Origin of the sequence: Aeromonas sp. WP2-W18-CRE-05, assembly GCF_014168615.1 — a bacterium.
In the GTDB taxonomy this organism is placed as follows: Bacteria; Pseudomonadota; Gammaproteobacteria; order Enterobacterales; family Aeromonadaceae; genus Aeromonas; species Aeromonas caviae.
This window is the reverse complement of the sequence record NZ_AP021917.1, coordinates 1863999-1876164: the sequence shown is the minus strand read 5'-3', so window position 1 is coordinate 1876164 and position 12166 is coordinate 1863999. Positions and strand designations below refer to the sequence as shown.

12 protein-coding genes are annotated in these 12166 nt (G+C 66.6%); all 12 read right to left on the bottom strand.

The annotated features are described in order from the left end of the window. Window position 1 precedes the first annotated feature (1 nt). Window positions 2-1222 (bottom strand): TrbI/VirB10 family protein, encoded by a 1221-nt coding sequence (locus H7R73_RS08950; RefSeq protein WP_103243969.1) that lies wholly within the window; start codon window positions 1220-1222, stop codon window positions 2-4. Continuing rightward, a complete protein-coding gene (gene trbG, locus H7R73_RS08945) occupies window positions 1219-2268 on the bottom strand; it encodes a P-type conjugative transfer protein TrbG (RefSeq protein WP_011191356.1) in 1050 nt (349 codons plus the stop codon). The genes H7R73_RS08950 and trbG overlap by 4 nt, the downstream gene beginning before the upstream one ends. Beyond that, window positions 2265-2948: a conjugal transfer protein TrbF gene (gene trbF / locus H7R73_RS08940; protein ID WP_103243968.1), complete on the bottom strand. Its 684-nt coding sequence runs from the start codon at window positions 2946-2948 to the stop codon at window positions 2265-2267. The genes trbG and trbF overlap by 4 nt, the downstream gene beginning before the upstream one ends. Next, window positions 2948-4312, bottom strand: a complete 1365-nt coding sequence (gene trbL, locus H7R73_RS08935) for a P-type conjugative transfer protein TrbL (protein ID WP_103243967.1) — start codon at window positions 4310-4312, stop codon at window positions 2948-2950. The genes trbF and trbL overlap by 1 nt, the downstream gene beginning before the upstream one ends. A gap of 4 nt (window positions 4313-4316) precedes the next feature. Beyond that, on the bottom strand, window positions 4317-4706 hold the full coding sequence (gene trbK-alt / locus H7R73_RS08930) for a putative entry exclusion protein TrbK-alt (protein WP_103243966.1): 390 nt from the start codon (window positions 4704-4706) through the stop codon (window positions 4317-4319). Window positions 4707-4716: 10 nt separating this feature from the next. Continuing rightward, window positions 4717-5487, bottom strand: a complete 771-nt coding sequence (trbJ, locus tag H7R73_RS08925; RefSeq protein ID WP_066115942.1) for a P-type conjugative transfer protein TrbJ — start codon at window positions 5485-5487, stop codon at window positions 4717-4719. After that, window positions 5484-7940, bottom strand: coding sequence for a conjugal transfer protein TrbE (trbE, locus tag H7R73_RS08920; protein ID WP_103243965.1), 2457 nt, complete (start codon window positions 7938-7940; stop codon window positions 5484-5486). Before trbE ends, trbJ begins: the two co-directional genes overlap by 4 nt. 12 nt (window positions 7941-7952) lie before the next feature. Further along, entirely contained in the window at window positions 7953-8234 is a 282-nt protein-coding gene (locus H7R73_RS08915; protein ID WP_103243964.1) for a VirB3 family type IV secretion system protein, read from the bottom strand. Next, window positions 8234-8566, bottom strand: a complete 333-nt coding sequence (locus tag H7R73_RS08910; RefSeq protein WP_103243963.1) for a TrbC/VirB2 family protein — start codon at window positions 8564-8566, stop codon at window positions 8234-8236. Before H7R73_RS08910 ends, H7R73_RS08915 begins: the two co-directional genes overlap by 1 nt. Beyond that, window positions 8563-9546: a P-type conjugative transfer ATPase TrbB gene (trbB, locus tag H7R73_RS08905; RefSeq protein ID WP_103827476.1), complete on the bottom strand. Its 984-nt coding sequence runs from the start codon at window positions 9544-9546 to the stop codon at window positions 8563-8565. Before trbB ends, H7R73_RS08910 begins: the two co-directional genes overlap by 4 nt. 169 nt (window positions 9547-9715) lie before the next feature. After that, the gene (locus tag H7R73_RS08900; RefSeq protein ID WP_044416634.1) at window positions 9716-10150 is read right to left on the bottom strand and encodes a hypothetical protein; all 435 of its coding nucleotides are present in this window, start codon (window positions 10148-10150) and stop codon (window positions 9716-9718) included. Between the two features lie 8 nt (window positions 10151-10158). Further along, window positions 10159-12147, bottom strand: coding sequence for a conjugal transfer protein TraG (locus tag H7R73_RS08895; protein WP_103243961.1), 1989 nt, complete (start codon window positions 12145-12147; stop codon window positions 10159-10161). Between the last annotated feature and the right edge of the window lie 19 nt (window positions 12148-12166).

Sequence of the window (12166 nt, the reverse complement as noted above, 5' to 3'; positions counted from 1 at the left end):
ATCAACCTCCATATGGCTCCAGTACCAAGTCTCGCGTCACGATAACGCGCACGGGAAATCCGGGCCGAATAGTGATCGTGGGCGCGACGTTGAGCTGACGCCTCACAATCTGCTGCCCTGCGTCGTTGATGGTGTCCTGCCCACCGTTCCGGATCGCCTGAACGAGCTGATCGTCGTTGTCGACCGCGAGTTCGGCGCCGACGCTCAGCAGTGTCGACAATCCCGCAGCCTTGGCCAGATCCCACCAATGGTAATCGACGCCATCCTGCAGCCCGGCGAACCCTTCAGCGTCAGCACCAGGCTGGCGCTCGAGAACGATCGAGCGCCCGTTCGGGAAGACGAGCCGAGTCCAGACGAGCAGGACTCGGCTCTGGCCGAACTGCACGTTGTTGTCGTACTGCCCGACCACACGAGTGCCTTGCGGCACAAGCAAGATACGGCCGGTTGGGCTGTCGTAGATGTTTTCGGTGACCTGCGCGGTGATCTGGCCGGGTAGATCGGATCGGATGCCGGTGATCAGCGCCGCGGATATCACTGCTCCCGCCTGAAGGACGTTCGGCGATACTGGCGCAGCGACGCGATCGGGCGCAACCGTCCTGCGATCGGCCGCGGCGTTCAGAAACGCGTTCTGCCGGTCCTGCGCCGAGGGCGTGGCGGGCGGCGGAGCGAGGCCAATGCTCGCCAAATCCGGCACCGGCGCGAGCGCTGGGGCAGCTCCCGCAGCAGCGGGTGTGCCCCGGCTTTCCGATCCGGAGAAGAGACGGCTGGTGCGCGCGGTCTCGATTTCCTGAAGGCGGCGCTGCTCTTCCGGGCTGATGCCGGGATTGGGCGTGGCCGTCCCGGGTGTGGGCACCGGCTGTCCGCGATCCTGGGTACTAAGGATCGGCCGGCCGAGGTCACCGGGAAGAGGGGGACCGAGCTGTGGCACGCCACTGTAATCTCGCGGCAGGCCGGCCAGTCCGTCAGCGGTCGAGCGGTTCTCGGTCGAATAGAGTTCGTCGTTCGGCCGACCGGCGTCGCGGGTCTGAAGCGCGTAGATCAGCGCACCTCCGAGCCCGACGCTGGCGACAAGACCGAGGCCGGCGAGAACCTTCCGCGACAACCGGGTGACGCGGGGCGGTTCGGCCCGCAGCCGCATCGGCGCAGGCCCGACCGGCTCGCCGGTCAGGGGCTGCGCATCGTCGTCCGGCACTTCCTCAATCCGGGGCGGGTTCTCGCTCACGAGGTCGGCCTCCCGTCTGTGCGGACGATCCTGACGCGCTTCTGCTCGCGGCCGGAGCCGAAGCGAAGTTCGGCAGCCGCGAACAGACGATCAACGATCATGTGGTGGCCGCGAACGCGATAGTTCACGAGCTCAGAGGTGTTGCCCTCGGGGCCGACGACGAAGAGTGGCGGCATCTCGCCCTGACCGATGCCGCGCGGAAACTCGATAAAGACCTGGCGTCCGTCGTCGAAGGCGCGCAGCGGCCGCCACGGCGCACGGTCGCCCTCGATCGCATAGCGGAAGTTGACGTTCGCGAGATCGACGCCGCTCGCCACCGGCTGGGCCGCCTGCGCCTCGGCGTTCTGACGGCGCAGCGCAATGAGCTGGTCTTGCGGATACTGCCATGAGACCGACGCCATATAGGTGCGCTCTGTCGAGCGCAGCTCCATGTGATAGGTGCGCATGTTGGTGTTGATGACGAGGTTTGTCATCAGGTCGGCGCGGGTGGGCTTTACTAGGATGTGGATCTGGCGCGTTGCCCCCGATCCGCTCTCGGTGTCGCCGATGATCCAGCGCACTGTGTCGCCGGCGGCCACCGGGCCTGCGCCGACAAGCTGCTCCCCGGGTTGGAGCGCGATGTCGGTGATCTGCCCGACGGCGGTATAGACTTGATAAAGCGCCCCTTGAGTCCACGGGTAGACCTGCATCGAGTTAATGAAGCCGTCGCGCACCGGCTGGACTCGTGCCGCCTCGTTTGCCTGGTTGACGCGAGCGGTCGGATTAGAAGGCTCCGGGGCACGCCGCGTCTCCTCCACACGCTGCAATTGGCCAGGCAGCGGCAGCGGCCGGGGCAGCTCGACCACGGTGACCGGCGCGGGTGGATCGACGGTCTGCACCGCCGGAGCCGCATTGTCGTAGGAAATCTCCGGCGGCGGATTGGTGGTCGCGCAGCCCGCGAGCGCGGTCGCCGCTAGCAGAACGACCGGGAATGCGGCTCTACGGAGAGCCGGGAGTACGTGTGTGTGTGAAGCCGGGTTTCCGGCTTTACGGAAATACGGCTTCATTGCCCAAGCTCCCGTGACCAGTTGATGGCGTTGACGTAGATGCCGAGCGGGTTCGCCCTGAGCCGGTCGGCGTTTCGGGGGATCTGCACGACGATCGTCAGGATCGCGGTCCAGCGCGTGGTCTCGGCGAGCTGGCCATTTTCGTATCGGCGCTCGACCCAGGCGACGCGGAAGCTGTCCGGGGACGCGCGGATGACGCTGGAGACGTCGACAGCGACCTGCTGCCGGCCGACCCGTGTAAAGGGGTCGTTGGAGCGGGCGTAGTCATTGAGCGCCATGGCGCCGCGGTCAGTCGTGAAGTCGTAGGCGCGCAGCCAGTTCTGCCGGACGATGATCGCATCGGCCGGAATGCTCCGGACCTGCTCGATGAAGCGCGCTAGGTGGAAGGCAATCTGCGGATCGGTCGGACGATAGTCGGCCTCGGCGGGCGCGACGGCCTGCGCCTGACCGATGCGATCGACTTGGACCACCCAGGGTACGATCGTCCCGCGTGCTGACTGCACGACGAGCGCGATGGCGAACCCGGCCGATAGGATCAGCGAGCCGAACGCCATGAGCCGCCAGTTCTTGGCCTGCACGCGCGAGGCGCCGATGCGCTCATCCCAGACCTGGGTGGCGCGTTGATAGGGCGTCGCCGGCTCGGGGGCCTTGCCATAATGGGTAGAGGGTCGTTTGAACATCAGCGATCGCCTTCGGAAAGATTGATGGAAGAGCCGCCGCCGTGGGCGTCGCCGGAGCGGACGGCATGGGCCGTGGCCTGGACGGCATGGGTCACGTGCTGGGATCGGCGCATCCGCTGCGCCCAGGCCGGCGGACCGCCGGCGTTCGCGGAACCGGCGGCAGCGGCGCCATCACCGGCCGCGTCACCGCCGATCGAGCCCATGGTGGAAGTGCCGCCTGTCGCCTCAAAGGCGGCCTTGCCGCCAGCGTTGAAGCTTGAGCGCATGCTTTCGGCGGCACGCGATGCGGCGCGACGCAGAGGTGAGACGGCGGCGCTGCCGCCGGCACGCACGACCCCGCCGAGACCGGAAGCGACACCGACCGCGCCGGCCTGCCCGGCTGAGCCAAGGCTGTAAGCGGTGGACGCGCCGCCGGCGATCGCAGCACCGCCACGAGCGGCGGCGGCGGCACCACCGGCCAGCGCAGCACCACCCGACGCAGCGGCGCCGACGGCGCCAGCGCCGAGCGCGACCATGCCGCCTGCGGCCAGGCCAGTGCCGACTGCTGCTCCGGCGCTGAGCTGGGGACCACCGGAGACGATGCCGCTTGCAATACCGGGACCGAAGATACCGAGGCCGAGCAGCGACAGCGCGGCGAGCACGATCGCCATCGCTTCGTCGATTGTCGGGTTCTGGCCGCCGAAACCGGATGTGAATTCTGAGAAGAGCGTCGAGCCGATGCCGATGATGACGGCCAGCACCAGCACCTTGATGCCGGAGGAGATGACGTTGCCGAGCACGCGTTCGGCCATGAAGGCCGACTTGCCGAACAGGCCGAACGGGATCAGCACGAAGCCGGCGAGCGTCGTCAGCTTGAACTCGATGAGCGTGACGAAGAGCTGGATGGCGAGGATGAAAAAAGCGAGCAGCACCAGCGCCCAGGCCAGGAACATGCAGGCGATCTGGATGAAGTTCTCGAAGAACGACCAGTAGCCCATGAGGCTGGAGATGGAATCGAGCAGCGGCCGTCCGGCGTCGAGCCCGGTCTGAGCGACCTTGCCAGGGCGCAAGAGGTCGGCCGTGGTGAACCCGGTGCCGCTAGCCTTCAGGCCGAGGCCGGCGAAGCTCTCGAAAATGATCCGGGCGAGGTTGTTCCAATTACCGATGATGTAGGCGAACACGCCGACGAACAGCGTCTTCTTCACCAGGCGGGCCATGATGTCGTCGTCGGCGCCCCAGCTCCAGAACAGCGCCGCCAGCGTCACGTCGATGACGATCAGGGTGGTGGCGATGAAGGCGACTTCGCCGCTGAGTAGCCCGAATCCGCTGTCGATGTAGCGGGTGAAGACCTCAAGAAAATGGTCAATGACGCCGGTGCCGCCCATGATCTTATCTCGCCTCGTCGAGCTGCGGCGGCGCGATCGGTGCGGCGGGCTCGAAGGCCGGCTGATCGGTGCGGTCCGATTGGGGTATGAGAGTGTTTCGCGGCGCTGGCGGGATGTCCGGCAAGCGCTCGGTAGGTCGCGCGCCGGGCGCGAGGAAGCGGTTGCGGTTTTCGGCCCAGGCCCGCAGGCACGCCGGATCGCGCGGCCCCGCTTCGCCGAGCACCTGGCAGCGGATCATTTCGTCGCGCAACGGATCGCCCTGCGCTTGGGTGGTCCGGTCGGACGGCCACGCCTCCCGCACTTCCTCTTTCCGGTTCATCTCGATCGCGGTCGCAGTGATCGCGACGGCCACGAACACCACAGCGCCGAGCCGTGCGAGCATCTTGCCGTCCATGGCCGCGCCCTCAGTTGCCGTTCGGGAACATGCGGGCGTTGCCGGGCTGATAGCCGGTGCCCGGCGTCAGGAACCGTCGGCGCTGTTCGCGACCCTGTTCGGCCGCGGCAGATCGCTCGGCCTCGGACAGGCTTTGCGCCCGGCCGTTGGCGGCAACGACGGCGGTGAGATCGGCAAGCTGCTGCGCTTGCAGCGCGAGAAGCTGGTTGCCGGCCTGCGTCGCCTGCAGCGCTCCCGTCGCGCCCTGGCTCTGGCCGACCAGTGACGACATCTCGGCGCGGTTGGTGTCGATGTTGCCGACCACGCCGGCCTGGACGCGCATGGCGTCCTGCAGGCCGCCGACCGTGTTCTGCCAGCGCTCCCGCGCCTGCGCCACGAGCGCCTGGTCGGAGGCGGACATGGAGGCGTTGCCGTAGGTCGACGTGAACGCCTGGTCGATGCGCTGGACGTCGTAGGCGATTCCCTGCGCCTGTTGCAGGAGCTGCTGGGTGCGCTGAACCGACTGCTGAAGCTGCTGGAGCGAGGAGTATGGCAGGCTGGCGAGGTTGCGGGCCTGGTTGATCAGCATCGTCGCTTCGTTCTGAAGCTGGGTGATCTGCTGATTGACCTGCTGGAGGGTGCGCGCCGCCGTCAGGACGTTCTGCGCATAGTTGGTCGGATCGTAGACGATCCATTGCGCAGCGGCGGGAGTGCTGAGGATCGGCGAAAGCGCGATCGGCGCGGCAAGCAGCGCTGCGGTGATACGCAGTGCAAGCGAGCGGGATTGAGTAGAACGGGTCATGGGCGTGTCTCCGGATCGGTTTGGGGGATGACATTGGTGAGGTCGGCGATGAGGTCCGCGGCCCAGGCAAGCCGGTTCTCGGCGAGCCACTCAGCGAGGAAGCCATCCGTGCCGCTGCGGGCGTGAACGTCCGCGATCAGCGCCTGGTGCTGCTTGGACGACGCGGCGCAGAGCGCGAGCGCCACGTCCGACAGCCCCAGCTCGAACAGCCGGTTGCCGCGCCGCGACTGGCAGTAATAGTCGCGCTTAGGCATCGCCCGCGCGAGGATCTCGATCTGGCGATCGTTGAGCCCAAAGCGGCGATAGATGGCGGTGATCTGCGGCTCGATCGCGCGTTCGTTCGGCAGCAGGATGCGAGTCTGACAGCTCTCGATGATGGCTGGCGCGATCGCTGAGCCGTCGATGTCGGAGAGCGACTGCGTCGCGAAGATGACGCTGGCGTTCTTCTTGCGCAGCGTCTTCAGCCACTCGCGGAGCTGACCGGCGAAACCCTCGTCGTCTAGCGCCAGCCAGCCTTCATCGACGATCAGCAGCGTGGGGCGACCGTCGAGGCGGTCCTCGATGCGGTGGAAGAGATAGGCGAGCACGGCGGCGGCGGCGCCCGTGCCGATCAACCCTTCTGTTTCGAAGACCTGGACATTCGCTTCGCCCAGATGCTCGGCCTCGGCGTCGAGCAACCGGCCATAGGGACCGCCGACGCAATAGGGCCGAAGCGCCTGCTTCAGGTCGTTGGACTGCAGCAGGACGGACAGGCCGGTGAGCGTCCGCTCGTTGATCGGCGCGGACGCCAGCGAGGAGAGCGCCGACCAGAGATGCTCCTTCACCTCGGGCGTGACCGGCATGCTCTCTCGCCCCAGGATCGCGACCAGCCAGTCGGCGGCCCAGGCACGTTCGGCGACATCGTCGATCCGGGCCAGCGGCTGAAGCGACACGCTGTCGTCGGCGCCTTCGGTCAGGCCGCCGCCGAGATCGTGCCAGTCGCCCCGCATGGCGAGCGCGGCTGCTCGGATCGATCCCCCGAAGTCGAAGGCGAAGACCTGGGATTGTGGATAGCGCCGGAACTGAAGCGCCATCAGCGCGAGCAAAACGGATTTTCCGGCGCCGGTCGGACCGACGATCAGCGTATGGCCGACATCGCCGACATGGATGGAAAGCCGGAACGGGGTCGAGCCTTCGGTTCTGCCGTAAAGCAGTGGGGGTGCATCGAAGTGCTCGTCCCGTTCCGGTCCCGCCCACACCGCCGACAGCGGGATCATGTGGGCGAGATTCAATGTGGAGATCGGAGGTTGCCTGACATTGGCGTAGACATGGCCGGGCAGCGAGCCGAGCCAGGCGTCCACGGCGTTGATCGTCTCGGGCATGGCGGTGAAGTCGCGGCCCTGGATGACCTTCTCGACCATCCGCAGCTTCTCGGCTGCAATGCGCGGATCATCGTCCCAGACGGTGATCGTCGCGGTGACATAGGCCTGGCCGGCGTAGTCGGCGCCCAGCTCCTGCAACGCCATATCGGCGTCGGCGGCCTTGTTGGCCGCATCGGTATCGACCAGCGCAGAGGCCTCGTTGGTCATCACCTCCTTGAGGATGGCGGCGATCGACTTGCGCTTGGCGAACCACTGACGCCTGATCTTCGTCAGCAGCTTGGTGGCGTCGGTCTTGTCGAGCAGGACGGCGCGTGTTGACCAGCGATAGGGAAAGGCCAGCCGGTTCAGCTCATCGAGGATGCCGGGCGTGGTCGCGGTCGGGAAGCCGACAATGGTGAGGATGCGGACATGTGCGTCGCCGAGCCGGGGTTCGAGCCCACCGGTCAGGGGCTGATCGGCCAGCAGCGCATCGAGATATATCGGCGTCTCGGGCACGCGGACGCGGTGCCGCTTGGTCGAGACGGTCGAATGCAGATAGGTCAGCGTCTCGCCGTCATCGAGCCAGGCGCATTCCGGCATGAAGGCGTCGATGAGCTGAAGGATGCGATCGGTGCGGTCTGCGAAGCCGCGCAGGATCTCGTGCGCATCGACGCCAGCGTGATCGCGACCCTCATAGAGCCAGGTCTCTGCGCGCGCCGCGTCTTCGGCCGGGGGAAGGTAGAGGAAGGTGAGGAAGTAGCTCGATTCGAAGTGCGCGCCGGCTTCCTCGAAGTCGGCTTTCCGTTCGGCGTCGACCAAGGCCGACGCGCTGTCGGCGAACACGCTGGCCGGATAGGTCGCGGCACCATGGCGCTGCGCCTCGACGAAGATGGCCCAGCCGGAGCCCAGGCGACGGAAGGCGTTGTTGAGGCGCCCGGCGACCGCGACCAGCTCGGCCGGAACGGCACTGTCGAGGTCGGGTCCGCGAAACCGTGCAGTTCGCTGCAAGCTACCGTCCTTGTTCAGGACGATGCCTTCGCCGACCAGAGCGACCCAGGGCAGGAAGTCGGCGAGACGGGTATTGCGGTTGCGATATTCGGCGAGGTTCATCATCGGCGTCGCTCCTCAAACCGACAGGTGGCCGGGGATGCGCAGATGTTTGCGCACGACATCGACGAACTGCGGATCGCGCTTGGCCGCCCAGACGGCCGCGAAATGACCGAGAGCCCAAAGGCCCAGGCCGACCAGCCAGAGGCGGAGGCCAAGGCCGAGCGCGGCTGCCAGCGTGCCGTTGAGAATGGCGATCGAGCGCGGAGCGCCGCCGAGCAGGATGTGCTCGGTCAGCGACCGATGGACCGGGACCGAGAAGCCCGCCAGCTCGCCATGATGATCTGCGCCGTTGGCCATCAGACGAGCGCCCCGCCGCCGAACGAGAAGAAGGACAGGAAGAAGCTGGACGCAGCGAAGGCGATCGACAGGCCGAAGACGATTTGGATGAGCTTGCGCGCGCCGCCCGACGTGTCGCCGAAGGCCAGCGTCAGGCCGGTGATGATGATGATCATCACCGCGATAATTTTGGCGACCGGGCCCTCGATGGATTCGAGGATGGACTGTAGCGGGGCCTCCCAGGGCATTTGGGAGCCGGAAGCGTGAGCGGCAGGCGCGAGCGCCAGCGAGACGAAGGTGACGGATACCGCAGTCGCGATATGGCGGCGGAAACGCAGGGCATGCTGGATCATGACGGACCTCCTGTGAGGGGCTGGCTTGCGGGCGTGACGCGGTAGTCGCCGTCGGGGCCAAGGCCCTCGATGCGGGCGAGTTCGGCGAGGCGGCGCGACGTGCCCCGGCCGGAAAGCACGGCGACGAGATCGATCGTCTCGGCGATCAGGGCGCGCGGGACGGTGACGACGGCTTCCTGGATGAGCTGCTCCATCCGACGCAGCGCGCCGATGCCCGTACCCGCGTGGATGGTTCCGACACCGCCGGGGTGTCCTGTGCCCCAGGCCTTCAGCAGATCGAGGGCCTCGGCTCCCCGGACCTCGCCGATCGGAATCCGATCAGGGCGCAGGCGAAGAGAGGAGCGGACAAGATCGGAGAGCGAGGCGACGCCGTCTTTGGTCCGCATGGCGACGAGGTTCGGCGCGGCGCATTGCAGTTCGCGCGTGTCTTCGATCAGGACGACGCGGTCGGAGGTCTTCGAGACCTCAGCCAGCAAAGCGTTGGTGAGGGTCGTCTTGCCGGTCGAGGTGCCGCCGGCGACGAGGATGTTGCGCCGATCGGCGACGGCCTGGCGCAGCGTCTCGGCCTGATGCGCCGCCATGATCCCGGCGGCGACATAGTCGTCGAGCGTGAACACGGCGACGGCCGGCTTGCGGATCGCGAAGGCCGGGGCGGACACGACGGGCGGCAACAGCCCCTCGAACCGCTCCCCCGTTTCGGGCAACTCGGCTGAGACACGTGGGGCGCCGGGATGAACCTCGGCCCCGACATGATGGGCGACGAGGCGGATGATCCGCTCGCCGTCTGACGGCGACAACAGTTCACCCGTGTCGGAAAGTCCTTCGGAAAGCCGGTCGACCCAGAGCCGCCCATCGGGGTTGAGCATCACCTCGACGATCGCGGGGTCTTCCAGAAACCGGGCGATCGCCGGCCCGAGGGCCGTGCGCAGCATGCGCGCGCCGCGAAGGATCGCCTCCGATTTCTGGTGAGTGGCCGCCACGTCGTCCCCGTTCTCTTGCGGGACCGCGACATGCGGCCCTGGATCGGGGATGAGTAGAAGAGGCAGAAATCATGGCCTGACAACAACCATAATGTGGTCGTCGTACTGTAGCGTACAAATACAGGGAAACGGCGGAACGCCGGAATACTTGAAGTGGACGTGGCCGTGATTAATCCGCGTCGTGCGCGGGCGTGATGTCCTCGGAAATTTCCTGCCTAAGCTTCGGCCCGTGAGCGAGTCGCCGGCCGAGCGCGGTGACGAACGCTTCGTAGCGTTCGCCGGCTTTGGCGCGCGCCGCTGCCTGGGCGGGCTCGGGGAGCGGCGGGTTCGTCGTCAGCCAGAATCGGATGAAGACGGCCAGCGTTTCGACGGCGATTCCAAGGTCACGCTCCATACGCGCCATTCGCCGGTCGAGCTGGTCGAGCCGTTTCGTCGTAGCCGCCTCCTGCCGTTCGGCAGCGTCGGGCGACAGGAAGGAGGCGATGCCAGCTTCCGCGATCAGCGAGAGGGATTGATCGCGCCGGGCGGCGTGCGCGGCGAGCGCCTTCATGACGTCGGGTTCGAGATACACCGATAGCCGCTGCTTTTTGGGAGGCTTTGCCATGGTGCCTCCTAAAGCTCGATACCGTCGCCGGGATCGAGCGATGCTTGGCGTGCGACCTGGCGCATGGTCTGATTCATGCGCGAGAGGCGAGCGGCGTCCTCATCGGCATCGTCGCGGGGATCGATCTCGAATTCGTTTTCGATGGGCTGCATTGGCTCGACGGGCTTTGCGCGGCTCAGTTCCGGCTGATGCCGGCGCTCGGAGTCGGTCGTATCCTCATCCTCCGATCCGCGCTCGCCGTCGGTCGCGATCGACACGGTCGGCGCCGCTGGAAGCGGCAGCGCGCTCCAGTCATCGGGCCGTGCCGTTGTCCGTTTCACCAGGTTCGGCGGCGTTACGATGCGCTCCTGAAACCGGCGATCCTCATAGTACCGCGCTTTCTTCGCGCGGATCGGTGGCGTACCGGCGACCATGACGATCTCGTCGGCGGGCGGGAGCTGCATGATCTCGCCGGGCGTCATCAGTTGCCGCGCCGTTTCCGAGCGCGACACCATCATGTGGCCGAGCCAGGGCGACAGGCGATGGCCGGCGTAGTTCTTCATCGCCCGCATCTCGGTTGCGGTGCCGAGTGCGTCCGAGACCCGCTTGGCGGTCCGCTCATCGTTGGTGGCGAAGCTAACCCGGACATGGCAGTTATCGAGGATCGAGTTGTTCGGGCCGTAGGCCTTCTCGATCTGGTTCAACGACTGGGCGATGAGAAAGGCCTTGAGGCCGTAGCCCGCCATGAAGGCGAGAGCGCTCTCGAAGAAGTCGAGACGACCGAGGGCGGGAAACTCGTCGAGCATGAGGAGCAGCCGGTGGCGGTTTCCGTTCGCCTGCAGGTCCTCGGTCAGCCGGCGGCCGACCTGATTGAGGATCAGGCGGATCAGCGGCTTGGTCCGGTTGATGTCCGACGGCGGCACCACGAGGTAGAGCGTCGTCGGATGCTTGCCGCCGACGATATCCACGATGCGCCAGTCGCAGCGGCGTGTGACCTCGGCGACGACGGGATCACGATAGAGGCCGAGGAACGACATCGCTGTCGACAGCACGCCTGATCGCTCGTTGTCGGATTTGTTCAGCAGCTCGCGCGCGGCGCTGGCGATCACCGGATGCGGTCCGGCCTCGCCGAGATGGGCTGTCTTCATCATGGCGGCGAGCGTCGACTCGATCGGCCGCTTCGGATCGGAGAGGAACGCCGCGACGCCGGCAAGCGTCTTATCAGCCTCGGCGTAGAGGACATGCAGGATTGCGCCTACCAGCAATGCGTGGCTGGTTTTCTCCCAGTGGTTCCGTTTCTCCAGCGAGCCCTCCGGATCGACGAGGATGTCGGCGATGTTCTGGACGTCGCGGACCTCCCATTCGCCGCGGCGCACCTCGAGAAGCGGATTGTAGGCGGCAGATTTCGTGTTGGTTGGATCGAACAGCAGCACGCGACCATGACGCGCGCGATAGCCGGCGGTGAGCGTCCAATTTTCCCCCTTGATGTCATGGACGATCGCGGAGCCCGGCCAGGTCAGCAGCGACGGCACGACCAGGCCGACGCCCTTGCCGGATCGCGTGGGCGCGAAGCACAGCACATGCTCGGGGCCGTCATGGCGGAGATAGTCGCGGTCGAACTTCCCGAGCACGACGCCGTCCGCGCCCAGCAAGCCGGCGGCGCGGACTTCCGCGGCGACCGCCCAGCGGGCGGAGCCGAACGTCTCGGCATTCCTAGCTTCACGCGCCCGCCAGACCGACATGCCGATCGCGACGGCGATGGAAATGAAGCCACCGGACGCCGCGATATAGGCTCCCTCGATGAAAATCGGAGGTGCATAGGCGTCGTAGAAGTACCACCACCAGAAGAAGGCGGGCGGATAGTAGATCGGCCAGCCGGCCAGTTCGAACCACGGAAGTCCGAGCTGCGGCTGGAAGCCGAGCCGATAGGCCGTCCACTGCGTCGCCGCCCAGGTCGTCATCAGCACGATCAGGAAGACAGTGAGGATTTGGCCCCAGAGGATTTTGGTCGCCGACATGGCGGGCACTCCTTTCTTG